Origin of the sequence: Pseudoalteromonas sp. MSK9-3 (assembly GCF_003590335.1) — a bacterium.
Taxonomy (GTDB): domain Bacteria; phylum Pseudomonadota; class Gammaproteobacteria; order Enterobacterales; family Alteromonadaceae; genus Pseudoalteromonas.
In genome coordinates, this window is record NZ_MIET01000011.1 from 238,740 (window position 1) to 262,895 (window position 24,156).

The window sequence follows — 24,156 nt, forward strand, 5'->3', positions numbered from 1 at the left end:
AATGGTGAACATTAACTATAGTACATTGTTATTATTTTAGTATGACAACGGTGCAGGCGCTTTATTATAAAGGCAGTGCCGTGGTGCGCTTGACGCAAGTCATCGTGACATTTGAGTGCACTTCTTGTACATATTCCAAATTAAGCAAATTATCTCGAACAAATTGCTCATACCCTTCTATGCCACGTGAAATAATGCGTAACATAAAGTCCATCGTACCGGCCATCGTGTAGCACTCTGTCACTTCGTCATAACTCATGATTAAGCTTTCAAACTCTGATAGATGGTTTCTTCCGTGATTTGATAAACGTACATGGGCATAAACCAACATATCGAACCCTAACTGCTTTTCATCGAGTAGCGCGACTTTTCCTTTAATATATCCATCTTGCTCTAGCTTAGCGATCCTGCGCCAACATGGTGATTGAGATAACCCAACTTTATCAGCGATCTCTGCTGTAGACAGACTTGCATCTTGCTGTAATAGTGCCAATATTTGACGATCAACTTGATTTAAAGACATATTTTCGTTCTTAATTTTAATTAAATTAGATAAATTATACATACAGAACTCATTTCTGTCTGTACTTTCCTTAGCCGTACTGTCCGCTCATAAATGGATTCGTACGTTTTTCATGACCAATCGAGGTATTCTCCCCATGCCCAGACAGTACCAATGTTTCCTCTGGAAGAGAGAATAGATTGTCTTTTATTGATTCTTTTAATTGCGCTGAGTTTCCTTTAGGAAAGTCTGTGCGCCCTATCCCACCCTTAAATAACACATCCCCCACGATCACGGTTTTAGCACTTTGTTCATAAAACACAATATGCCCAGGTGTATGTCCAGGGCAAAAAAGCACCTCTAAGCATATTTCACCCACCTGTACTGTGTCACCTGACTCTAACCAATTATCGGGTAAAAAAGTCTCTTTGGGCGCAAAGCCAAACATTTGAGCTTGCATTGGTAGTGCATCGAACCAAAAAAGCTCATCTTTATGCGGACCAATAATCTTAACATTAAGTTTGTCTCGCAATATATCAGCCGCGCCAACGTGATCGAGATGCCCATGCGTTAATAAGATAGCGTCTACCTTTAAACTATGCTCTGCAATCACAGACAATAATTTATCAGGATCGCCACCAGGGTCGATAACCGCACTTTTTCCCGTGACTTCACAGGTAATGAAGCGAGCGTTTTGCATAAACGGGGTTACCGGAATTGTTAATACTTGCACCCTACTCTCCAAATTCAAATAATACAGGGTACTTTAAATAAGCCTGATCATAAAAAGGAGTTTTCTTATAGAGCCAGTCTAAACGCGCTTTAGCATTTTTTGCGAACTCGCTGTCTTCTCGTATTTTTTTATCGAACTCTAACGCCATCGCAGGGTTATTTTTTAACATAGAACGGGCATAGGGTTCCAATGCATAATTTTCAACATACTCTGTACGTTGAAAAATCGTATTGAATTCGCCCCATTGAAAAAATGAGTCTGGTGCTTCTGGGTGCAACAGATGCGTGACCAATTCTGACTTGTCTTGGTTCGTTGAAACGTAATACCAATCAGTGAACGAGCTCGCAGGTAGTTCATCGAAGGCCACCTCGGCGCTAACCCTAAACCGCCCTTCAAAGGGAGAACTTGCAAAACTATGCTTAGTGATCACTGCTTGCTGCAATACTACTATCTCATCATTTGAAGTAACTTTTTCTACTAATAGTCCATGTAATTTTAATTTTTCCACAATATGCGGATAAGCTGGCGGTATATAAAATGCTTTTGGCACCGTCACAGTTTTAGCCACATCTTTTTGCCAATAAATAGGCAGCTTGTCATAGAACTCAGGTTTCCCCAAATATTTGGCTTCCATTTGACCGGATATGGCACTGTCAAAGTTCTTGTATGTGATCCCTTTAAACTGAATATGATCCGGTTGTTTGGCATAACGACGTTGCACCACTAATTCTGTCGGTTTATTAGCAAATTCTTGACTAACAGCCTCTTTCAATAAAGTATGATCCTTAGCCAAAGCCGATACTGCACCATCTAAAAAGACATATGTGCCTAACACTCGCTGTTTGTAAGGCTTTAATGAGTGGTTTTCAACTAAAATGGTAGGCACGCTTGCGAGATCACCCCAGCCATTTGAAAACCTCGGCGTAGCAACCCAACCCGCAAGCCCTTGTTTGAAATCACGCTTATTCATTACAAACACAAGTGGGCCGGCAATATGGCCTTTTTTCATTAATGTGTCGTCTATATGTGGTTTAAAATGCTCATCTAGCACTTTTGCAATGGCAGGTGACTCACTGGCAAATTGCGGGTTATAGCCGTAAGTCACGTCGTATTGATAGTCAGCACCATCAGTGACATGGACGTCAACATAAAGGTCTGGCTTATAATCCTTGATAACAGCCAAAATAGCGCGAACTTCCGGGGTATCTAGTTTTGTATAGTCGCGGTTCAAATTTAAATTATTTGCGTTGGTACGAAAGCCCATTTCAATTGGACCTCGCTGATTAATACGATTAAATTCACTTCGCCTCTCGTGCCCGTCAACATTCAAAATTGGCACAAATAAAATGTTAACCCTCGACAATATGTCTAAACGTTTGCCCGTAGCGATATCTCGCAGCAACATAAAGCCTGCATCTTTACCATCAATTTCACCAGCATGAATACCTGATTGGATCAACAACGTCGGCTTAGCACTATTGGTAATATCACCTTGACTAAACTTGCCCTGCTCAGACGCAACGAGCATTTTAATTGTTCGACCTGCATTGCTTTTACCAATATCTACCGCTTTAAATTGAGTTGGATTTGCAGCCACTAATCGCTCAACAAATGCCATAGTCTGACTATAATCAGGTGAAGCTAATCCACCACTTAACTCAAAATCAGTGGTTAAAGGCCCATTTTCCTGCATTAACTGCAAGCTTTTACCTTCCCACGCCATCTGTGGCGGTAAGTAAGCGTCCATACTAATTGTTGCTGATAACATAATAATACTGGCAATCATGCTGCATTCTCTAGTTCTTTGCCGGAATAGCACAATTATATCAATATTTTATTTAACAGCTTACAATGTGCGGTGATTCAACAAAAATATGCAGCTAATAACATGTTGCTCACATATTTACGGACTTTTAGCTAATACAAAGACAATATTATGAAAACGATTTTAATTACAGGGTGTTCAACCGGGATCGGCTACTATTGCGCAACTAATCTACACAAAGAGGGCTATCGAGTCATCGCGTCATGCAAACAACAATCTGATGTAGACGCACTGACTAAGGAAGGGCTTACATGCATACAGCTAGACTTAGCATGTAACAAGAGTATTCATGAAGGCTTTAACCTTGCTCTTGAATTGTGTGATGGCCAACTAGACGCCTTATTTAACAATGGTGCCTATGGACAGCCAGGTGCTGTGGAAGACTTACCAACCGACGCATTACGTGCTCAATTTGAAGTCAATGTCTTTTCTTGGCATACCCTGACAAACTTGGCTGTAAAACATATGCGTACTCGAGGCACTGGCCGTATTATTCATAACTCTTCAGTATTAGGATTGGTCGCATTGCCTTATCGAGGGGCTTACAATGCCAGTAAATTTGCCTTAGAAGGGCTAGCAGACACGATGAGAATGGAGCTTTCTAACACGAATATCCAAGTAAGCTTAATTGAGCCAGGCCCGATATTGTCCAAGTTTAGAGAAAACGCGCTACACGCCTTTATGAAAAATATTAATGTTAAAGACAGCGCACATACTGAAAATTACCAAAAGCAACTAAATCGCCTTGAATCTGACTCTGCACCACAAGCTTTTACGCTAGGCCCTGATGCTGTGTATAAAAAATTACTGCATGCACTTAACGCAAAAACAGCAAAGCCCAGATATTACGTAACCTTCCCAACGTACTTAATGGGTTACCTAAAAAGGTTACTGAGTACACGCATGTTAGATAAAGTTCTACTTAACAACAAATAACGAATTACGAGTTACAAGTTTAGGCTATTATCCTATTAAATTACCGGGACTTTTAACGCTTGATGAAGCTGGCTAAATACACGATTTAACCGAGGCACTTAAACAGCATGTAAAAATGTTCATTACTGAACACCAAGTCTATTTCAAATTGAGATATACACGCAGCAATGGGCAATAATCTTGCTGAGTGGGTGTTCTAAATACAGGCTAATTTGTGTCAGAGGATGGGTTTTATCTTCAAGTATGATTTATAAGATATAAGCAAGATCAAAAAAAGGAGCTCATGGCTCCTTTTTCGCATAATAAGTATAAACTTATTAAGCAGTAAGACTTTCTTTTGCTTTTGCAACTAGTGCTGCGAAAGCTACTTGATCGTATACTGCGATATCAGCTAGGATCTTACGATCGATTTCAATCGATGACTTTTTAAGGCCATTGATGAAACGGCTGTAAGATAGGCCATTTTGACGTGAAGCTGCGTTGATACGTGCAATCCATAGTTGACGGAATGTACGTTTCTTAGCTCTACGGTCACGGTATGCATATTGACCAGCTTTAGTGATTGCTTGGAACGCTACGCGGTAAACACGTGAACGTGCTCCATAGTAACCTTTAGCTTGTTTTAATACTTTCTTGTGACGTGCACGTGCGACAACGCCGCGTTTAACTCTTGCCATTTCTGATATCCTCTATTAAGCGAATGGTAACATACGGTTGATAAGACCAAGGTCATTTTTATGAACCATAGACTTAGCACGTAGGTGTAGCTTACGCTTAGATGATTTCTTAGTCAGAATGTGACGAAGATGCGATTGCTTGCGCTTAAAACCGCCTGAAGCAGTTTTCTTGAAACGCTTCGCAGCGCCTCTGTGTGATTTTAGCTTATAAGCCATTGCAATAACTCCAATAGTATTGCTTAAACAAATGTAAGTAGGCGGATGTTGCCATCACTTGGAAGGCCTAACTTACAACCATATTCCGGTGAAGGGTCACCCCTTTCTTTAAGACCGGTCAATACAGGTGGCCAGAGGCACTTTAAACCTGTATTAAATTCGCGCGCATTTTACCGTATCTATTACTTTTTAGCAATAGGGGCCATCATCATTATCATTTGACGACCTTCAACACGATTTGGGAAAGACTCAACAATTGCTAAATCTTCTAAATCGCCTTTAACACGGTTCAATAAGTCGATGCCGATTTCTTGGTGTGCCATTTCACGGCCACGGAAGCGAATAGTGATTTTAGCTTTGTCGCCCGCTTCTAAGAATTTTCTTAGGTTACGTAGCTTAACTTGGTAATCACCTTCATCAGTACCTGGACGGAACTTGATCTCTTTGATTTGGATCTGCTTCTGCTTTTTCTTCTGTTCTTTTTGTAATTTTGCTTTTTCAAAAATGAACTTACCGTAATCCATCACTTTACAGACAGGGGGTTCAGCATTTGGACTTATTTCAACTAAATCCACACCTAATTCATCAGCAATCGCCTGAGCTTCTCTTAACGACATGATTTTCGGTTCTTGGCCTTCTACACCAGATAATCGAACTTCTTTCGCTGTTATTTCTTCATTGATACGATTTTTTTGAGCTGTAGTTTGCCCTTTTTTTCCGCCTCTAATGGTACGTTCCTCCAAGAATATCAAAATATATTGTGTGCAGTTTGAATCTAACTACCGCACACAGGTTTTAGTACTTACAATTTTTACTTACGGTCTTTAATTTCTGCGCTAATATGCGCGATAAAATCATCAACCGAGAATTTGCCTAGGTCTTCACCCTTGCGTGTTCTCACTGCTACTTCTTGCTGTTCTACTTCTTTATCTCCAACAACAAGCAGATATGGTATACGTTTTAAAGTATGCTCCCGAATTTTAAAGCCTATTTTCTCATTTCTCAAGTCGGCACAGGCTCTAATTCCAAGTTTATTTAATTTTTGTACAGTTTCGTGCACATAATCAGCTTGTTTATCGGTAATGTTCATAATTACCACTTGCTTTGGTGCTAACCAAGTTGGGAATAAACCCGCATACTCTTCTGTCAAAATACCAATAAAGCGCTCAATAGACCCCAAAATAGCACGGTGGATCATGACAGGTGTTTTACGTTCATTATTTTCAGCGACATATGTTGCACCCAAGCGACCTGGTAATGCAAAGTCGAGCTGTACCGTACCACACTGCCATGCACGCTCTAAGCAATCATACAAAGTGAATTCAATTTTTGGTCCGTAGAACGCTCCTTCACCAGGCAAGTATTCAAACTCAATATTATTGACTTTCAGTGCTTCAGCCAAAGCTTGCTCTGCTTTATCCCAAATATCGTCTTCACCAATACGCTTTTCAGGGCGTGTCGACAGCTTAACAACAATTTTTTCAAAACCGAATGTTTCATACGTATCGTAAACCATCTTGATACACTGTGAAACTTCGTCCATTACCTGATCTTCTGTACAGAACACATGTGCGTCATCTTGCGTGAAGCCACGTACACGCATTAAACCGTGTAATGCACCTGATGGCTCATTTCGGTGACAACAACCAAACTCCGCCATACGTAATGGTAAATCACGGTACGACTTTAAGCCTTGGTTAAATATTTGTACATGGCCTGGACAGTTCATCGGCTTAATAGCATATTCACGTTTTTCTGACTCAGTTGTGAACATAGCATCAGAATATTTATCCCAATGGCCTGACTTTTCCCATAAACCACGGTCCATCATCATCGGACCTTTTACTTCTTCGTAGCTATATTCGCGCAGTTTTTCACGAACAAACTCTTCTAGCTCACGGTAGATGCTCCAACCATCATTGTGCCAAAACACCATGCCTGGCGCTTCTTCTTGCCAATGCCATAAATCAAGTGCTTTACCAATTTTACGGTGATCACGCTTTTCGGCTTCCTCTAAACGTTTTAAATACGCTTTAAGTTGCTTTTTATCTGCCCAAGCAGTGCCATAAATACGTTGCAGCATTTTATTTTCTGAGTTACCACGCCAATAAGCCCCTGCAACTTTCATTATTTTGAAGTGTTGGCAGAATTTCATATTCGGCACGTGAGGACCACGACACATATCCACATATTCATCATGGTGATATAGTCCTGGCTTATCATCTTTGTCGATGTTTTCGTCTAAGATCTCAATCTTATAACTTTCACCACGCGCTTCAAACGCATCACGCGCTTCTTGCCAAGAAACGGTTTTCTTAACAACATCGTAATTCGTTTTTGCAAGCGCTAACATACGCTTTTCTATTGCGTCCAAGTCTTCTTGCGTTAGAGAGTGCTCTAGGTCAACGTCATAGTAAAAACCATTGTCTATCGTTGGACCAATTGCCATTTTTACATCTGGGAATAGCTGTTTAATGGCATGACCGATTAAATGAGCACACGAGTGACGAATGATCTCTAATCCATCATCATCTTTGGCTGTAATAATCTCTAAGCTTGCATCTTCACTTATAATGTCGCATGCATCAACGCGTGTGCCATTAACTCGACCAGCAATGGTGGCTTTAGCCAAACCTGGGCCGATATCTTGAGCAACATCTAAAGTAGAAACTGGATTTTCAAAAGTACGCTGACTGCCGTCAGGAAGCGTAATAATTGGCATGATATGTCCTATTTACAGTGGTGACACCTACAATGCATCACATGTATAAAAAATTAATAATAATAATTGAATGTGCCTAACAACGCTTTTACGAATAAGCATTGGGTTACACAAGTAATTTACCTGTATTGTGTTTGAGGTCTTTCAAACCAGCAAGTATTTTGACTGTGCCCGTGACGAAATTCAAGAGAAAGACTAAAATTGATTCATTAAATGCAAATTTACTGCTCAAATTGAGTATAAGTAGTAAACAATTAAGGTATTCCATGGCCCATTCTCAGCAATATTGCTTCGCCTCACTAAATTTGCTTAATTTTACGGCACCGCCATTTTCGTTTTATCAACCTCATGAAACGTATAATGATACACAGTGGCAATCTAAAACCCAATTCATCACAGGGCTCATCGAACATATCAATCCTACAGTGATTGTGTTTCAAGAAGTTTTCAGTGTGGAAGTACTTGAAGCTTTGTGTAAAGATTTGGGGTTGATACACTTTGCAGTGGTGGATATGCCTCAGCCAGACAGTATGTACCCAACGGTGTTATTTAACCCCGTCGTTGCCGTCGCCTCAACGCACCCTTTGACTAGCGTTGAGGCATTAGAACCCTGCCCCGAGTTACTTGAATACCTTAATAACCAGCAGCAGTTTAGATTTAACCGGACACCAATCAAATGTAAAATAGAGTTAGAGGGTCTCGGGCCAATTGTCTGCTATGCCGTGCACTTTAAATCTCAACGAGTATTATCGATGGCGCATATGCTGGGCAGTTCAGAGCAAGATGATCCGCTACTAACCTTATTGCATGAAACCGTAGGCACAATGCAATCTCAAATATCCCGCTCATTAGAAGCCTCAATTATTTATTATGACGCTTTAAAAACCCAAAGAGAACAAAACTGCGCCACCTTGGTTATGGGCGATTTCAACGACCAATTACATAGCCCCGCACTGTCATTCATGACGCAAACCTTTCCACCTCAAGTAAGTAGTAACCCCCCTTTTGATAGCGTAGGCTTATTTGACAGCTATCTATTTGCCGATAACACCGTCTCATTAGCCGAAAAACCACCTACGCATTTTTACAAAGGAAAGGGCAACGTACTCGATTATATCCTCGCTTCCAAAAAGTTTAATCCAAATCAAATTAAGCCCACAGTAAAAGCACTGACATACCATAACTATGACGGCCACCTCGATGCAAAAAGAACCGAAGAAGATATCCGATATTCAGATCACAGTGCGATTGCAATAAAGGTCTCGCTATAATCTTTTGATTTAGTTCAGTGATTGCTATAATCGCCCGAGATTTTATATAAACTGGAAAGACAAATGAGAACATGTGGCGTTGAAATAGCGGGTAGCGAGGTGCTACTGTGCTTGCTAACTAAAGAAAACGACGTATTTGATATTCGTGATATTCGCCAAACTCGCTTCACACTGGGTAATGTCGGCCTAGACACTGAAGACATGCAAAAATTCCAATTTGATTTCGCAAAATTAATGCAAGATTATCAAGTTGATTCAGTAGCAATTCGCCAACGTATGCCAAAAGGTAAATTTGCAGGTAGTGCAACCGGATTTAAAATGGAAGCCGCCATTCAGCTAATTAAAGACTTAGATGTGCGTTTGCTGTCGACGACTGAAGTTAAAGAACAATTGAAACGCAATCCACTACCGATTGACTTCGCTGACACGGGACTAAAAAAGTTTCAAGAAAATGCATTTATTAATGCCTACGTATTTATACAAAAGAAAACATACCGCCCAGAAGAGTAACCCTTAATTAAAAGAGGTTACCGTTTTAACATAACCGCTTCTTGGCACAAAAAATCCGACATTAAGTCGGATTTTTTTTGCCTGAAGAACGTTCAAACTCTTAGGGTGTATCATTTGCGTAATGGTCAACGGAAAACGCATAACATACTTTGACTAAAAATAAGCCCGCTATGCACTGAAACCACAACGGAGATGACAATGATGCGATAACCATAAAACCCAATACAACAAAAGCAATCGCTATCACAGCCTGGGCTTTTCGCCCATATAATGCATTCAAAATTGCTGCTGTAATTATCGTATACCCCCATATAATAACGCTTTCATTCAGAGCAATATTGTACGACCAAGCTATCACAATAATATGAAAATGAATGGCAATAAACACCCAACGAGATTGGCTTCTCTGCTTATAATAGTCATTTGTGCCTTTGGTAAAATTAGCCACACACCCAGCTATCACATCAACTATTAACAAATCACCTATGATCCACTGCCACCACGCAACATCTGGTAATGTCTGTTGTCGAACAAAAAGCACATAGACAACATAACACCCAAACAAGGTCATTAGCCCTATTGAACTCAAAGCAAAACCAGACTGATGAGTGCCAAGCACTTCTCGTAATTGACTGGGAATTTTCATCTAACTACCCTCCTTGGTATTTATGTAATGCTTTGTTTATAATCAGCTTATTTTACTTATAATTATTGCGACTCATTAAGCTTGTTTTGCTGAGCAAAAAATAAGGTATCAGCAACAGCTCTTAAATCAGTATGGGGTATAAAGTCATCACTTAATGACAAAATACCATTGAGATTATTGATCAATCTATCATCTTCTAATTGCCCTGGCTTTAGGGCTGTTTGCAGCAAATGTAACGCCATATCGGCGAGTAATAATCGTTGCTTCTCTGGGAAAGTCGCATCATTTGCCGCCGCAGGATGGCGTAATACAGCTTGTTCAACTTGATCGTGCATACTCCAGCTCAGTGTGAGTATCTCTTGTCGCTGTTGCTTGTCCATAGCTTGCTCGATAACATAGTTTATAAGTTAGGCTGATACTTTGTAATAAATAATCACGAATTTCAATGCAATTTATTTCATTAAAGTCACTTTAGCCACTAAACAAGCCAAGTCATACTATGAATAGTTTAGCTAAAAAAAAGCGCTTCTAAAAAGAAGCGCCTAACTACTAGCTACAAAACTTGGAGAAGTGAATGTGCTAGTTAGTTATATTCAAACACCGTGCCTATTTGTAATAAATTTAACCGCCTGATCCTATTGAGGTAAAAAATACAGGCGACTTCCATTAGCAATATGCATCGCAACTATTTATGCAAATTGTTTCGGGTTTTTCGGGTAATAGTTAACTGACTGCTCAGCACATAAATCAAATTCACGGGTATTCTTGTAAGGCAGTTTCATAAACCCAGCGACCCCAACATCATCAATACTCATCGCGTATTGCATGATCCGTGCTAATAAAAGTTCGAATTGTGTTTCTTTCTCAGCATCTAACAATCGATAGTAATGGTGAATTTTAAGACGGTTTGGTAATGACTCAAATATAATGCAGCCCGTATGGTGAATTTGATTTAATTCAAAGACACATTGAATAATATTTTTGGGCAATTGCAGTTGTTCGTCAGGATCTTTACCGTCTTCAAAATAGCTATGTGGCCGCGTCACCTCATTATTAGCAACATCTACGACCGAATAGTGTAGCTTTGGCAACTTATCGAATATAAACGCCCCTGTTGCGTCTCGCTCAAGTTGAATTGTTTGCCGGGCGTCAAATAAGCAACATTTAAATAACCCTTTTTGGGTGATCCCCTGTGCGAGCATCACTGTGGCATTAACTGAATCTATCAACGCTTTATTCAGCGTTTCATCATGTAGTATTAAGCTCGACTCAACATACAAAGAGTTTTCTTTCCAATGAAAACTCAACCCACCCACTACAGGGTATTTCGCCAGCCTGCTAATTGACGCCAAAAATGCCTTTTCTGTATCACCAGTATCAAATAAAAACTCTTTGTAATAACGGTCTAGTTGCGCGTCATTAATATCATGTAATTGATGATTATGGTCAGCTCTGCGTAAAAACTCTTTACGTGAGCTATAAACCACCGTATCTGGTAAGTCATCTGTGTTGGTGATCCAAAACGGAATATTGGATTTGGGGCTTTTAAGACGTAACACAGGGAGGTACGATTTGGCTATTTTCGGCATATGTTGCATAAAGTAGTCTCCGGCTCGATCGCGCTCTTGCTTATTCTTGCTCAGCATAGCGTCAATGACAGCAGCAAACTCCTGAGGTAACCCCAAACTCTTAGCAGGGATCACTTGTTCACCAAAACGGCAAGACTGTGCACTTGCCAATGCATAAATGGTAGATGCAACACCTTGCTCATCAAAACGAGGGGATGACTGAGCACCACTCATTTGCTCATCACCAATAAAGTATACATCGCCCATTCTTGCGTTGGTACTGGCAACATCTGACGACATCAGATCCATAATATTGCTGGCAATAGGCTCACCATTGGTGTCTACTTGAGCATAGACAGAGCTTCCCCAGTCCACCAAAGAAAAACTCTTCGATGCTTCGTCCCAAACAATATTCGAAGGCTTAATATCGCCGTGTACTATCGGTTGTGGTAGTACGCCATTACGATGCGCTCTTAAGTCAAGTAGAACATTTCTTAGCAATAGCGCCAGCTCCACCAGCTCTTTTGGTTCAAAGCAGCCTCGCTTTAACGATACTTTTTCAAGATCCTCCCCCTTCGCTCGAGCCATCATCAAGATCCCTTGTTTTTTAACGCGTTCAAACGCTAAAAACTTGGGCACCATGGTATTATCAATTTGAGACAACATATAGGCTTCGTCTTCGAGTCGATCTCTTACACTTTGCGCTAAGGTGATCCTTGAAAACTTAAATACCCACTGCTGCTCATCAGCACTTACCCCACCGAATACAAAACCAAACGCGCCAGACCCTATTAGCTCAACGTTTTGATAGCCTAAAACACCCAATTGTTTTTTACATATATTGAGCCATTGCCTATGTTTTTTCGCATCATGATGTGACAACAAGTAAATCGATTGCTGTTCATTAATATAGAAATTATGAATTGATTTTAAATTGGCTTTCGCGTTGTTCGGTATTTTCATAAGTGACTATTTCAGACATAAAAAAGGCCGAATAACTCGGCCTTAATAAAACAATGTGCTATTAAGCGTTTTCTATTTTAGCCCAAGAATCTCGTAACCCAACAGTTTGGTTAAACACCAATGTATCAGATTTGTTATCTCGACAGTAATAGCCCATTCGCTCAAACTGGAAGCCTTGCTCTGCAACTGCATTAGCAAGTGAAGGCTCAAGTTTAGCGTGAGTAATAACGGTTAAAGAGTCTGGATTCAATACCTCTGAAAACGCTTCAGCAGCCGCAGGGTTTGGTACATTAAACAAGCGATCGTACTGACGTACTTCAGCATCAATACATTCAGATGCCGACACCCAATGGATAACCCCTTTAACCTTGCGTCCGTCAGTTGGGTTTTTACCCAGCGTTTCAGGGTCGTAAGAACAGAAGATAGTCGTAATATTACCATTGTCATCTTCTTCAATACGCTCTGCTTTAATAACATACGCATTTCTTAAGCGCACTTCTTTATCAAGCACTAGTCGCTTGAACTTTTTATTCGCTTCAATTCTGAAATCTTCGCGTTCAATGTACAGCTCACGAGTAAACGGTACTTCACGTGTGCCCATTTCTTCTATAGATGGATGGTTAGGCGCAACTAATTGCTCTACTTTGTCAGCATCATAGTTTTCTATCACCACCTTTATAGGGTCTAATACAGCCATTGCTCGTGGCGCATTTTCGTTCAAGTCATCACGAATACATGCCTCTAACATACCCATTTCGATCATATTGTCTTGTTTTGTAACGCCAATACGCTTACAAAACTCAACAACTGATCCCGGTGTGTAACCACGACGTCTTAAACCTGCAATGGTCGGCATACGTGGGTCATCCCACCCTTCAACATGATTATTTACCACTAAGTCATTAAGCTTACGCTTAGACATAATCGTGTATTCTAGATTGAGTCGAGAGAACTCAATTTGCTGAGGGTGGCACTCAAGGCTGATATTATCTAATACCCAGTCATATAAACGACGGTTGTCTTGGAATTCAAGCGTACAAAGCGAGTGAGTGATCCCTTCAAGCGCATCAGAAATACAATGCGTGAAGTCGTACATTGGGTAGATACACCACTTATCAGCAGTTTGGTGGTGGTGTACAAAACGAATACGATAAATGATAGGGTCTCGTAATACCATAAACGAACTTGCCATATCGATCTTCGCGCGTAGGACACATTCGCCCTCTTTGAATTCACCGTTACGCATTTTTTCAAACAATGCTAGGTTCTCTTCAACACTTGTATCACGGTGAGGGCTATTCTTACCTGCTTCGGTTAAAGTACCACGATATTCTCTTGCTTGATCCGGAGATAAAAAGCATACATAGGCTAATCCTTTCTCAATCAATTCAACCGCATAACCGTGTAATTGGTCAAAGTAATTTGATGAGTAACATATGTCGTTATCCCACTTAAAACCGAGCCAAGACACATCTTCTTGAATTGACTTTACGTAATTGATGTCTTCTTTTTCTGGATTTGTATCATCAAAACGTAAATTACATAAACCTTTATAGTCTTGTGCTATACCAAAGTTTAAGCAGATCGATTTTGCATGTCCGATATGTAAAAAACCATTCGGCTCAGGTGGAAAGCGCGTGTGCGTTTGCTGATGCTTACCACTCGATAAATCAGAATCAATAATGTTTCGTATAAAATTTGATGGGCGATTCTCTGTTTCCGCCATAGGTATGCATTCCTCAAAAATTTAGCACTCTTTATCAGCGCATTATTACAAAAAGCAAAGATAACTTACAGCAAATCCTTTGCTTAGTTTAAAGAATATTGGTCCAAGGGCTATCAATATCAATGAAGTTATAAAAATACATGACAAATTTTGTTCTAGCGCAATAAAAAAGTCATAAATAGCATCTATAGTGCGCTCAACATAAGATGTAACTTAAGGATATTCATCATGGCGTCAATGAGCTTAAATCGCGTTTATATTCCTGCCACTGCTCGCAATAATCAATATATTCTCGCTGAATTTAAACCCGAAACTGAGTTTTACGCATGCTTTGATAATGCCCAAAGCTGTTACGAACGACTCGCTAGACAACTATTTGCACTATGCGATGAATATGCCCTACACAATGTGCATTTAATCGCTAATGACAAACTACCTGTTGTACGCTTTCATGAAGAGTCACACTGTTTGCAGACTGAAAAGCAAATTTTGTTTTTTTATAACCCACAATATCATGAAGCGCATAAAACATATTGGCATGAAAATACCCAAGCCAAAAAAATACGCTTACTCTTTTTAGCAACTGGTGATGATATACGCTCTAACGCGGCCAACTTTCACAATAAAGTTAAAAAAACGCTTGATGCACTGCAACAAACACTGTCAGCTCACCCAATAAAATTTAAAGTCAGGGACCACCAACATCTAACGTATGACGTATTTGCTAAATCAAAAGGGAATAAAGAAAGTTATGGCTATAAATTACGTAGCCTTTACCCACGATATCAAGCGCGCAATTGCACCTTACCTGATGAACACTCGGAGATGACCTATGCAACGTTTAGTCTGCCCGTGACACGCTCCCTTAAAACCACCTATCAGCATTTGCTTTTGCCAAATGACAATACTAGATTTTACGAAACCATAGAAGATGCTTTCTTATCTGCTTGTGCTGACAAATCATTAACCCATGTTGCTTTTGTCGCAAATGGACGATTACCTATCATACGAAATAGCCGTACAGATAAATCCGACAAAAACTGTGAGCTACAAAAGCTAAGCTTTAATACTGACACTGAAGACACTCAGGTTAAATCTATTTGGCAAGATGATAAGCTGGTAGACACCCTACATTTTGTTGTTGTTGCTAGTAAATCCGACAAAAGAGATATGGGATACGGAAAATTTATGAACCAAGTAGAACCCATGGTCAAGGCATTTGCCGATAGCTTGGCGATTTCCCCTAAGAAGCAAGACGTCAACATTCGCTTTTTCCAGCATATTAGCTATCAGTATTAATAGTCAATTCGTAATTAGCGCTCCCGGTTAGGAAGATATTTTATCTCTTCCTAACCGCTTTGAACGGTACATTAGTTCATCAACCACTTTAATTATCTTATCTTTAGGGTGCTCTGCACTACTGGCAACTCCCGCACTGAATGTAACTGCCTCACTTTCGTGAGACAACTGTTCTTTAAGCACCGTTTGTAGTAATGATAAACGCTGCGTTAACTGTGTGACATCCATAAACTGACATACGACGACAAACTCTTCGCCGCCATAACGACATACGACGTCTGCATCTCCCCTAAAGTGCGATTTTAAATGTTGACTGAATCGAATCAAAATTTCATCGCCCACATCGTGGCCAGACACATCATTGATCCGCTTGAAATAATCTAAATCGAGCATCGCCAAAGTATATGACTGTTTCTTTTGTGATAGCTTGTCTATATGTTCTTGAAAATACCTGCGATTAAACAATTCCGTAAGCGGATCTTTATAAGCAAAATTACGATTAACCATACTCGCCTTTCTCTGCAGATAAGCAAAAAGTCCGATACTTAAACAGCTCAGTATTGCAATGAATATATAAGCTCGACTAAGCTGCTCTTCTTTTTCTAACTCTGCTAGATTGGCAGCCTGTGCTTTGAGTTTTTCGTCGGTTAATGCCAAATTCAATTTATGCTGTTCGGCTTCAAAAAAGCTTTGTGCCTCCTGCTCTAATACTTCTTTGGTCGCTAATTCATTCTCTTCTAAAAGGCGAATATAGCGCTTTAACACGTCGATACTATTTTCATAATCTTGTTGTAACTCTAGTACTTGTGCTTTTAGTTTAAGCGTTCTTCGCATATAGCGGTTGTTTAACGGACTTTGGTAGTTATCTAAGATCACCAGGGATTCTTGTAAATGAGTTTGGGCCTGCGGATATTTTTCCATGGCTGATAGTGCCTTTGCCAAGTTATTTCGTAATACAATAAGATGAGCGGGGTTCACTATAGCGATATATTCTAGCTTTTTAGCTTGTTCAAAATACCTAACCGCGTTCTCATACTCGTTTAATAATAAAGAGACTTTACCGAGCCCTGCATTTGCCCAAAAGTGATAGCGAGGTAACTTATATTGTTTAGCACTAGAGAGCATTTCTTGATAGCAGGCTCGGGCTTTTTCTACTAATTTAGACCGCAGTAACGCCATACATAAATTATACTTTATCGGTAAGCCATCCAAAATATTCTGCGATTGGACCGCTAAAGAGTTGGCCTGCGTGGCAAACTCAATGGCTTTTCTATGATACTTTAGTGTTGAATAATAAGCAGTTAGTCCATCTAATACAGCCAGTTTACTGACATCGCTAATGTCATTACGCATTATATAAGCATGTGCAGCCTGCACTGACTTAAGTGCTTCACTGTATTCTTCGCGCCAAATTGCGACAATCGCTTCCATTGCTTGAACACGCACCAGCATTGATGAGTCTTTCAGGTGAGTAAATGCCCTTCTCGCCTGCTTAACCAAGCGCTTAGCATCATCTAGTTGACCTTGTTCAATGGCAAAAAAACTACGATATAAATACCAGTAGCCGGCACCCCAAGTAAATTGTTGAACTTTAAGCTCAGCGTCATAACGGGAAAATTCACTTTTAGAACGTTCTATATGTCCGGCAAAAAAAAGCGCTCTGGCTTTAAGTGCACTTAAAAATAACTCGGCATCAGCGGGCTCACCAGTATGTTCCCACTTATTAGTCAAATTGAGATGTTGTTCGGGTGATTTTAGTACCGTTTGTTCAAACGACAAATACTCTTTGGTACTTGCATGCGCTACCTGATTTAACACGATCAAAGTACAAACAACTAAAATTGCTAAATTTACTCTTACCACTACACCAACTCATCAATTTGTATGAGCTCAATGTAATATTTTGTAAAGAAAAAGGCAACAAAAAAGGCCCCTTAAGGGGCCTTTTTTAAGCAAGAATTAGTAATTACCAACCCGCTTTTTCTTTTAGTGCAACACCGATGTCTGCAAGAGAACGTACAGTTTTAACACCAGCAGCTTCTAGTGCAGCAAACTTCTCGTCAGCAGTACCTTTACCGCCTGCGATAATTGCACCAGCGTGACCCATGCGCTTACCTTCTGGAGCAGTAACACCAGCAATGTAAGAAACGACAGGTTTAGTCACGTTAGCCTTGATGTATTCTGCAGCCTCTTCTTCTGCAGTACCACCAATCTCACCGATCATGACGATAGCTTCTGTCTGGTCATCTTTTTCGAACATTTCTAATACGTCGATAAAGTTAGTACCTGGGATTGGATCACCACCGATACCAACACAAGTAGATTGACCGAAACCAGCGTCAGTAGTTTGCTTAACCGCTTCGTACGTAAGAGTACCAGAACGAGAAACAATCCCTACTTTACCTGGCTTATGAATGTGACCAGGCATGATACCAATCTTAGTTTCACCCGGAGTGATAACACCTGGGCAGTTAGGACCGATCATACGAACACCTGATTGGTCTAGTTTAACTTTAACGTCAACCATATCAAGTGTTGGAATACCTTCCGTAATACATACGATAAGCTCAATACCTGCATCGATAGCTTCTAAGATAGCATCTTTACAAAATGGAGCTGGTACGTAGATAACTGATGCAGTAGCACCCGTTTCTAATACTGCATCACGTACAGTGTTGAATACAGGTAAACCAAGGTGCGTTTGACCGCCTTTACCCGGAGATACACCACCAACCATTTGCGTGCCGTACTGAATAGCTTGCTCTGAGTGGAAAGTACCTTGACCACCAGTGAAACCCTGACAGATTACTTTAGTATCTTTATTAATTAATACAGACATTATTTGCCCTCCGCAGCAGCAACAACTTTCTCAGCAGCATCAGTTAGAGATTCTGCAGCGATAATGTCAAGGTCAGAGTTAGCTAGAACTTCACGACCTAGTTCAGCGTTAGTACCTTCTAAACGTACTACTACTGGTACTTCAACGCCAACTTCTTTCACTGCGCCGATGATGCCTTCTGCAATCATGTCACAACGAACGATTCCGCCGAAGATATTTACCAATACAGCTTTAACATTGTCATCAGAAAGGATGATCTTGAATGCTTCAGCTACACGCTCTTTAGTTGCACCACCACCAACATCTAGGAAGTTAGCTGGCTTACCGCCGTGTAGGTTTACGATGTCCATAGTACCCATCGCTAGGCCTGCACCGTTAACCATACAACCAACGTTGCCATCTAGCGCTACGTAGTTTAATTCAAAGCTTGCTGCATGTGCTTCACGTGCATCTTCTTGCGAAGGATCGTGGAACTCACGGATCTTAGGCTGACGGTATAATGCGTTACCATCGATGCCAATTTTGCCGTCAAGACAGTGAAGGTTACCTTCGTCTGTCACAACTAGAGGGTTGATCTCTAGAAGTGCAAAATCATGATCATTGAACATATTTGCTAGACCCATGAAGATCTTAACAAACTGCTTCATTTGAACTGGGTTTAGACCTAGTTTAAAGCCTAACTCACGACCTTGGTAAGCTTGAGGGCCTACTAATGGATCGATTTCAGCTTTATGAATAAGCTCAGGTGTTTCTTCAGCAACAGTTTCAATTTCAACGCCACCTTCAGTAGATGCCATGAAAACAACTTTACGAGTTGCACGGTCTACAACAGCGCCAAGGTATAATTCGTTCGCGATGTCTGTACAGCTTTCTACTAAAATTTTAGCAACTGGCTGACCTTTTTCGTCTGTTTGGTAAGTAACTAAGTTTTTACCTAACCAGTTTTCAGCAAATGCACGGATTTCGTCTTTGCTATCTGCAAGTTTAACACCACCCGCTTTACCACGGCCACCGGCGTGTACTTGACACTTAACTACCCACTTGTCGCCGCCAATCTTAGCAGCTGCTTCTACAGCTTCCTGAGGAGTATCGCATGCGAAACCCTCAGATACTGGTAAACCATAGTCGGCAAACAGTTGTTTTGCCTGATACTCATGCAAATTCATGATGCTTTATCCAATTTCTTGTACTAAAAAAGCTGAATATTTATGCAAATAATCAGCTATCCCAAAATGCGCCCCTAGTATAGATCCCAAGGGTACTTATGAAAACCCTAGTTAGACCAAAGGCGCAAAAAAAAAGCTGTATGGACTAACATACAGCTTAATATCTAATCAGCTTGCTTATACATCCAGCAACAGACGTGTTGGATCTTCAAGAAGCTCTTTAATCGCTACCAAGAAGCCAACCGATTCTTTGCCATCAATTAGGCGATGGTCATAAGACAATGCTAAATACATCATTGGTAATATTTCAACTTTACCATTTACGGCCATTGGACGCTCTTGTATTTTGTGCATGCCTAAAATAGCAGCTTGTGGCAAGTTTAGAATTGGCGTAGATAACAATGAACCAAATACACCACCGTTGGTAATTGTAAAGTTACCACCCGTCATATCTGCCATTGACAACTTACCATCGCGGCCTTTAATTGCTAAGTCACGAATACCATTTTCAATACCAGCCATGCTCAGCTGATCTGAATCGCGCAGTACTGGTGTTACCAGGCCACGTGGTGTAGATACAGCAATAGAGATATCGAAGAAATTATGATAAACAATATCATCACCATCAATTGAAGCATTTACCGCTGGGTAGCGTTTAAGCGCTTCAGTTACAGCTTTAACGTAAAAAGACATAAAGCCAAGACGTGTATCGTGTGTCTTTTCGAATAGGTCTTTATATTGCTTACGAAGATCCATGATAGGCTTCATGTTCACTTCATTAAACGTTGTTAACATTGCTGTAGAGTTCTTTGCTTCAAGCAAACGTGTCGCGATTGTTTTACGTAAACGCGTCATTGGTACACGTTTTTGTGTACGCTCGCCCAATGCTGCAACTGGTGCAGGCGCTGGTGCCGCTTGAGCAGGAGCTGGTTTAGCAGCTGGTGCAGACAAGAATGCGTCAACATCTTCTTTAGTAATACGGCCGTTTTTGCCAGTACCTTTAATAACCGAAGCATCTAACCCTTTCTCGGCAATTAAGCGACGTACCGAAGGTGTTAGTACATCTGAACTTTCATCACTTGAGGTACTTGCTTCAGGTGCCGATGCTGGCGCTGCAGGTGCAGCAGAACCCGCGCTGATTTTACCGATAACTTGTTCGCCAAGTACGGTGTCACCTTCAGCGTGTATATGCTCACCCATTACACCGTCTTCAGGTGCAACAACTTCTAATACAACTTTATCTGTTTCAATATCTACCAAGTTTTGGTCACGGCTAACCGCTTCACCTGGTTGAACGTGCCAAGTTGCAATTGTAGCATCTGCTACTGACTCTGGAAGTACTGGTACTTTGATATCCACTTCGTTACCTTCTGATGCTGTAGTGGCTGTTGCCGCTGCTGTTTGTTCATTTGATTGCTGAGCTGGCGCACTTGCTGATGCACCGGCTGCACCGATAAGTGCAATAACTTGTTCACCTAAAACTGTTGCACCGTCAGCTTGTGAAATCTCAACGACTACACCATCTTCTGGAGCGACAACTTCTAATACTACTTTATCTGTTTCAATATCAACTAGGTTTTGATCACGCGTTACGGTATCGCCAACGCTAACATGCCAAGTTGCAACTGTTGCATCCGCAACAGACTCAGGAAGAACAGGAACCTTAATTTCGGTTGTCATCTCTTATCCCTTATTTTTAATTGTTAAAGCGTCAGCCACTAACGCATTTTGTTCTTTTGTATGGGTCGACATATAACCACATGCAGGTGCCGCAGACGCTTTACGTCCAGCGTATGTTAGATTTGCACCTGAAGGGATAGCTTCCCAGAAGTGGTGCTGAGAACAATACCAAGCACCTTGGTTTTGCGGTTCTTCCTGACACCAAACGAAATCGTTAACATGCTGATAGCGAGCCATGATCTCATCCATTTCCTGATGAGGGAATGGATAAAGTTGCTCCACACGCACGATTGCGACGTTATTAAGTTCTAGCTTACGACGTTCCTGCAGCAACTCGTAGTAAACCTTACCACTACAGAATACAACACGCTCAACAGATGCCGGATCAATATCATCAATCTCGTCAATCATATTATGGAACACGCCATCTGCAAGTTCATCCATTGATGATACTGCTAATGGGTGACGTAACAGTGATTTTGGCGTCATAACAATCAGTGGTCGACGTAACGGACGTACCGATTGGCGACGTAACATCGCATAAACCTGTGCAGGTGTTGAAGGAACACATACTTGCATATTATGATCAGCACACAATTGTAAGTAACGCTCTAAACGCGCTGAACTGTGCTCTGGACCCTGACCTTCATAGCCATGTGGTAATAGCATTGTAAGACCACACAAACGGCCCCACTTCTGTTCACCTGAACTTAAGAACTGGTCGAAAACAACCTGCGCACCATTGGCAAAATCACCAAACTGCGCTTCCCATAAAACAAGAGAAGTCGGTTCTGCTGTTGTATAACCGTATTCAAATGCTAGTACAGCTTCCTCTGAAAGCACAGAGTCATAAACTTCAAAAGCACCTTGATCAGCATGAATATTTTGCAACGGAAGGAATGTCTTACCATCGGCTTGATCATGAACAACAGCATGACGGTGGAAGAATGTACCACGACCTGAGTCTTGACCTGTCATACGAATATTGACGCCATCGTCAACAAGCGTTGCGTAAGCCAACGTTTCTGCCATGCCCCAGTCTAAAGGCTTTTCACCCGCAGCCATCAATTTACGATCTTCGTAAATCTTTTTCACGCGAGACTGTGCTTTATGATCTTCAGGATAAACTGATACTTTTGCACTCAGCTCTTTTAGTTTTTCAACCGGAACAGTTGGGTCATAAGCTACATCCCAATCATGGCCTACAAATTTTGACCAGTCAGATGAGTGTTTTGTATCAGGACGAATTTCTTCGACAACACGCTCACCATTATCCAAACCATTTCTGTAGTCATTGGCAAGTTGTTTAGCATCTTCAGCACTTAATACACCTTCGCTTGCTAACTTGTCTGCGTATAACTGACGCGGCACTGGATGTTTTTTGATCTTCTTGTACATAACTGGCTGTGTAGCACTTGGCTCATCAGCTTCGTTATGCCCATGACGACGATAACAAACAAGATCAATAACAACGTCACGGTGGAACTTGTTACGGAAATCTAACGCCAATTGAGTGACAAATGTAACCGCTTCAGGATCGTCTGAGTTAACATGGAAAATAGGTGCCTGAACCATCTTAGCGATGTCAGTACAGTAATCTGTTGAACGCACATCTTCTTGTTTACTTGTCGTAAAACCAACTTGGTTATTCACAACAATGCGGATTGTCCCGCCCACACCAAAAGCGCGAGTTTGAGACAAATTAAACGTTTCTTGGACTACACCCTGACCTGCGATTGCAGAATCACCGTGAATGGTTATAGGCAGTGCCTTTGACCCATTTTTACAACCTAGTCGCTCTAGACGTGCACGCACAGAACCCATAACAACTGGGTTAACAATCTCTAAATGAGATGGGTTAAACGCCAAAGCCATATGTACGTCACCGCCTTGCGTTGCAAAGTCAGATGAGAAGCCCATATGGTATTTAACGTCACCAGAACCAGCTAATTCGCCGTATTTACCAGCAAACTCGTCAAATAACTCTTGCGGGTTTTTACCTAGTACGTTAACTAAAACATTTAAACGGCCACGGTGTGCCATACCAATAACAGCTTCTTCTTGACCACTTTCACCGGCGCGATGAATAAGCTCTTTAAGCATAGGTACTAATGCATCCCCCCCCTCAAGAGAGAAACGCTTTGCACCGGGAAATTTAGCACCAAGATATTTTTCTAAGCCATCAGCAGCTGTTAGGCCTTTCAAGATGCGTAGTTTTGTTTCTTTGCTAAATTGAGGCTGTGAGAAGGTAGATTCAATGCGTTGTTGTAACCAACGTTTTTCTTCTGTAGAAGTGATATGCATATATTCCGCACCAACAGAACCACAATATGTGGTCTTCAATGCCGAATATAAGTCTTTCAACTTCATTGTCTCTTTGCCTGATGCAAAAGAGCCAATGTTATATTCTTTTTCTAGGTCCGACTCAGTTAAGTCATGATACTCAAGTTCTAAATCGCGAACTCGTTCTCGCTTCCATAACCCAAGTGGGTCAAGGTTTGCGTTTTGATGCCCTCGAAACCTAAATGCGTTTATGAGTTGTAGCACGCGTACTTGCTTGGCATCAGATGTGCCACTTGCTGCAACAACTACTTCTTTGTGTTTGTTTTTAGCAAGGTCCTTAAACTGGGCCCTTACTTCTGAATGTTTAACATCAACATCCACACCATCAACTTTTGGCAGTTGATCAAACACTTCTCGCCATTCTTCTGGCACTGAAGTCGCATCATCTAGATACGCTTCATAAAGCTCTTCTACATAAGCTACGTTTCCGCCGTACAAATGCGAAGATTCTAGCCATGCCTTCATCACACCTTCGTGCATTTATTAGCCCTTTTCTCTAGCGCAGAAATTTAATTATTAACAAGATGGCATGCT

The 24,156-nt window shown here is 41.0% G+C and carries 20 protein-coding genes; 4 read left to right on the forward strand and 16 right to left on the reverse strand.

Annotation, left to right across the window (positions count from 1 at the left end):
- Positions 1–64 precede the first annotated feature (64 nt).
- From BGP78_RS04860 to BGP78_RS04870, 3 genes are all read right to left on the reverse strand, one after another.
- Positions 65–523: an Lrp/AsnC family transcriptional regulator gene (locus BGP78_RS04860; protein ID WP_040696614.1), complete on the reverse strand. Its 459-nt coding sequence runs from the start codon at positions 521–523 to the stop codon at positions 65–67.
- A 70-nt stretch (positions 524–593) separates the two neighbouring features.
- Positions 594–1,235, reverse strand: a complete 642-nt coding sequence (locus BGP78_RS04865; RefSeq protein ID WP_119860353.1) for an MBL fold metallo-hydrolase — start codon at positions 1,233–1,235, stop codon at positions 594–596.
- A 1-nt stretch (position 1,236) separates the two neighbouring features.
- Entirely contained in the window at positions 1,237–3,021 is a 1,785-nt protein-coding gene (locus tag BGP78_RS04870) for a M14 family metallopeptidase (RefSeq protein ID WP_119860354.1), read from the reverse strand.
- A 150-nt stretch (positions 3,022–3,171) separates the two neighbouring features.
- Here BGP78_RS04870 and BGP78_RS04875 point away from each other — a divergent pair, with 150 nt between their 5' ends.
- On the forward strand, positions 3,172–3,996 hold the full coding sequence (locus tag BGP78_RS04875; RefSeq protein WP_119860355.1) for an SDR family oxidoreductase: 825 nt from the start codon (positions 3,172–3,174) through the stop codon (positions 3,994–3,996).
- A 317-nt stretch (positions 3,997–4,313) separates the two neighbouring features.
- Here the strand turns inward: BGP78_RS04875 and rplT are convergent, their stop codons facing one another.
- The 4 genes from rplT to thrS form a co-directional block, all read right to left on the reverse strand.
- Positions 4,314–4,673, reverse strand: a complete 360-nt coding sequence (rplT, locus tag BGP78_RS04880) for a 50S ribosomal protein L20 (protein ID WP_010363887.1) — start codon at positions 4,671–4,673, stop codon at positions 4,314–4,316.
- A gap of 15 nt (positions 4,674–4,688) precedes the next feature.
- Complete coding sequence (gene rpmI, locus BGP78_RS04885) at positions 4,689–4,889, reverse strand: 50S ribosomal protein L35 (protein ID WP_010363888.1); 201 nt, start codon at positions 4,887–4,889, stop codon at positions 4,689–4,691.
- A 182-nt stretch (positions 4,890–5,071) separates the two neighbouring features.
- A complete protein-coding gene (gene infC / locus BGP78_RS04890; protein ID WP_084622626.1) occupies positions 5,072–5,632 on the reverse strand; it encodes a translation initiation factor IF-3 in 561 nt (186 codons plus the stop codon).
- Between the two features lie 68 nt (positions 5,633–5,700).
- Complete coding sequence (gene thrS, locus BGP78_RS04895) at positions 5,701–7,611, reverse strand: threonine--tRNA ligase (RefSeq protein ID WP_010363890.1); 1,911 nt, start codon at positions 7,609–7,611, stop codon at positions 5,701–5,703.
- Between the two features lie 266 nt (positions 7,612–7,877).
- Between thrS and BGP78_RS04900 the strand changes: the two genes are divergently transcribed.
- Complete coding sequence (locus BGP78_RS04900) at positions 7,878–8,882, forward strand: endonuclease/exonuclease/phosphatase family protein (protein WP_119860356.1); 1,005 nt, start codon at positions 7,878–7,880, stop codon at positions 8,880–8,882.
- Between the two features lie 63 nt (positions 8,883–8,945).
- Complete coding sequence (locus tag BGP78_RS04905) at positions 8,946–9,392, forward strand: DUF3010 family protein (RefSeq protein WP_119860357.1); 447 nt, start codon at positions 8,946–8,948, stop codon at positions 9,390–9,392.
- A gap of 100 nt (positions 9,393–9,492) precedes the next feature.
- On the opposite strand, the gene BGP78_RS04910 is transcribed toward BGP78_RS04905, so the two are convergent.
- The 4 genes from BGP78_RS04910 to glnS all read right to left on the reverse strand — a co-directional run bounded on the left by BGP78_RS04910 (position 9,493) and on the right by glnS (position 14,295).
- The gene (locus tag BGP78_RS04910) at positions 9,493–10,038 is read right to left on the reverse strand and encodes a hypothetical protein (RefSeq protein ID WP_119860358.1); all 546 of its coding nucleotides are present in this window, start codon (positions 10,036–10,038) and stop codon (positions 9,493–9,495) included.
- A 62-nt stretch (positions 10,039–10,100) separates the two neighbouring features.
- Complete coding sequence (locus BGP78_RS04915) at positions 10,101–10,418, reverse strand: hypothetical protein (RefSeq protein ID WP_119860359.1); 318 nt, start codon at positions 10,416–10,418, stop codon at positions 10,101–10,103.
- Between the two features lie 309 nt (positions 10,419–10,727).
- Positions 10,728–12,569 (reverse strand): protein kinase domain-containing protein, encoded by a 1,842-nt coding sequence (locus BGP78_RS04920; RefSeq protein ID WP_119860360.1) that lies wholly within the window; start codon positions 12,567–12,569, stop codon positions 10,728–10,730.
- A gap of 61 nt (positions 12,570–12,630) precedes the next feature.
- A complete protein-coding gene (glnS, locus tag BGP78_RS04925) occupies positions 12,631–14,295 on the reverse strand; it encodes a glutamine--tRNA ligase (RefSeq protein ID WP_119860361.1) in 1,665 nt (554 codons plus the stop codon).
- A gap of 228 nt (positions 14,296–14,523) precedes the next feature.
- On the opposite strand from glnS, the gene BGP78_RS04930 reads away from it, so the two are divergent.
- Positions 14,524–15,594, forward strand: a complete 1,071-nt coding sequence (locus tag BGP78_RS04930) for a DUF3083 family protein (protein ID WP_119860362.1) — start codon at positions 14,524–14,526, stop codon at positions 15,592–15,594.
- Between the two features lie 27 nt (positions 15,595–15,621).
- On the opposite strand, the gene BGP78_RS04935 is transcribed toward BGP78_RS04930, so the two are convergent.
- The 5 genes from BGP78_RS04935 to sucA all read right to left on the reverse strand — a co-directional run bounded on the left by BGP78_RS04935 (position 15,622) and on the right by sucA (position 24,102).
- A complete protein-coding gene (locus BGP78_RS04935) occupies positions 15,622–17,457 on the reverse strand; it encodes a diguanylate cyclase (RefSeq protein ID WP_119860363.1) in 1,836 nt (611 codons plus the stop codon).
- A 103-nt stretch (positions 17,458–17,560) separates the two neighbouring features.
- Entirely contained in the window at positions 17,561–18,433 is an 873-nt protein-coding gene (gene sucD / locus BGP78_RS04940; RefSeq protein WP_119860364.1) for a succinate--CoA ligase subunit alpha, read from the reverse strand.
- On the reverse strand, positions 18,433–19,599 hold the full coding sequence (gene sucC / locus BGP78_RS04945) for an ADP-forming succinate--CoA ligase subunit beta (protein WP_010363906.1): 1,167 nt from the start codon (positions 19,597–19,599) through the stop codon (positions 18,433–18,435). Before sucC ends, sucD begins: the two co-directional genes overlap by 1 nt.
- Positions 19,600–19,776: 177 nt before the next feature.
- Positions 19,777–21,279, reverse strand: a complete 1,503-nt coding sequence (gene odhB, locus BGP78_RS04950; protein ID WP_119860365.1) for a 2-oxoglutarate dehydrogenase complex dihydrolipoyllysine-residue succinyltransferase — start codon at positions 21,277–21,279, stop codon at positions 19,777–19,779.
- 3 nt (positions 21,280–21,282) lie between these two features.
- Positions 21,283–24,102, reverse strand: coding sequence for a 2-oxoglutarate dehydrogenase E1 component (gene sucA, locus BGP78_RS04955; RefSeq protein ID WP_119860366.1), 2,820 nt, complete (start codon positions 24,100–24,102; stop codon positions 21,283–21,285).
- Positions 24,103–24,156: the final 54 nt, after the last annotated feature.

What these genes read in the sequence shown, in the direction of transcription:
- BGP78_RS04860 (WP_040696614.1), bottom strand. Translation starts at nt 523, where the DNA reads ATGTCTTTAAATCAAGTTGATCGTCAAATATTGGCACTATTACAGCAA.
- BGP78_RS04870 (WP_119860354.1), bottom strand. Translation starts at nt 3,021, where the DNA reads ATGATTGCCAGTATTATTATGTTATCAGCAACAATTAGTATGGACGCT.
- BGP78_RS04875 (WP_119860355.1), top strand. Translation starts at nt 3,172, where the DNA reads ATGAAAACGATTTTAATTACAGGGTGTTCAACCGGGATCGGCTACTAT.
- rplT (WP_010363887.1), bottom strand. Translation starts at nt 4,673, where the DNA reads ATGGCAAGAGTTAAACGCGGCGTTGTCGCACGTGCACGTCACAAGAAA.
- rpmI (WP_010363888.1), bottom strand. Translation starts at nt 4,889, where the DNA reads ATGGCTTATAAGCTAAAATCACACAGAGGCGCTGCGAAGCGTTTCAAG.
- thrS (WP_010363890.1), bottom strand. Translation starts at nt 7,611, where the DNA reads ATGCCAATTATTACGCTTCCTGACGGCAGTCAGCGTACTTTTGAAAAT.
- BGP78_RS04900 (WP_119860356.1), top strand. Translation starts at nt 7,878, where the DNA reads ATGGCCCATTCTCAGCAATATTGCTTCGCCTCACTAAATTTGCTTAAT.
- BGP78_RS04905 (WP_119860357.1), top strand. Translation starts at nt 8,946, where the DNA reads ATGAGAACATGTGGCGTTGAAATAGCGGGTAGCGAGGTGCTACTGTGC.
- BGP78_RS04910 (WP_119860358.1), bottom strand. Translation starts at nt 10,038, where the DNA reads ATGAAAATTCCCAGTCAATTACGAGAAGTGCTTGGCACTCATCAGTCT.
- BGP78_RS04915 (WP_119860359.1), bottom strand. Translation starts at nt 10,418, where the DNA reads ATGGACAAGCAACAGCGACAAGAGATACTCACACTGAGCTGGAGTATG.
- BGP78_RS04920 (WP_119860360.1), bottom strand. Translation starts at nt 12,569, where the DNA reads ATGAAAATACCGAACAACGCGAAAGCCAATTTAAAATCAATTCATAAT.
- glnS (WP_119860361.1), bottom strand. Translation starts at nt 14,295, where the DNA reads ATGGCGGAAACAGAGAATCGCCCATCAAATTTTATACGAAACATTATT.
- BGP78_RS04930 (WP_119860362.1), top strand. Translation starts at nt 14,524, where the DNA reads ATGGCGTCAATGAGCTTAAATCGCGTTTATATTCCTGCCACTGCTCGC.
- sucD (WP_119860364.1), bottom strand. Translation starts at nt 18,433, where the DNA reads ATGTCTGTATTAATTAATAAAGATACTAAAGTAATCTGTCAGGGTTTC.
- sucC (WP_010363906.1), bottom strand. Translation starts at nt 19,599, where the DNA reads ATGAATTTGCATGAGTATCAGGCAAAACAACTGTTTGCCGACTATGGT.
- odhB (WP_119860365.1), bottom strand. Translation starts at nt 21,279, where the DNA reads ATGACAACCGAAATTAAGGTTCCTGTTCTTCCTGAGTCTGTTGCGGAT.
- sucA (WP_119860366.1), bottom strand. Translation starts at nt 24,102, where the DNA reads ATGCACGAAGGTGTGATGAAGGCATGGCTAGAATCTTCGCATTTGTAC.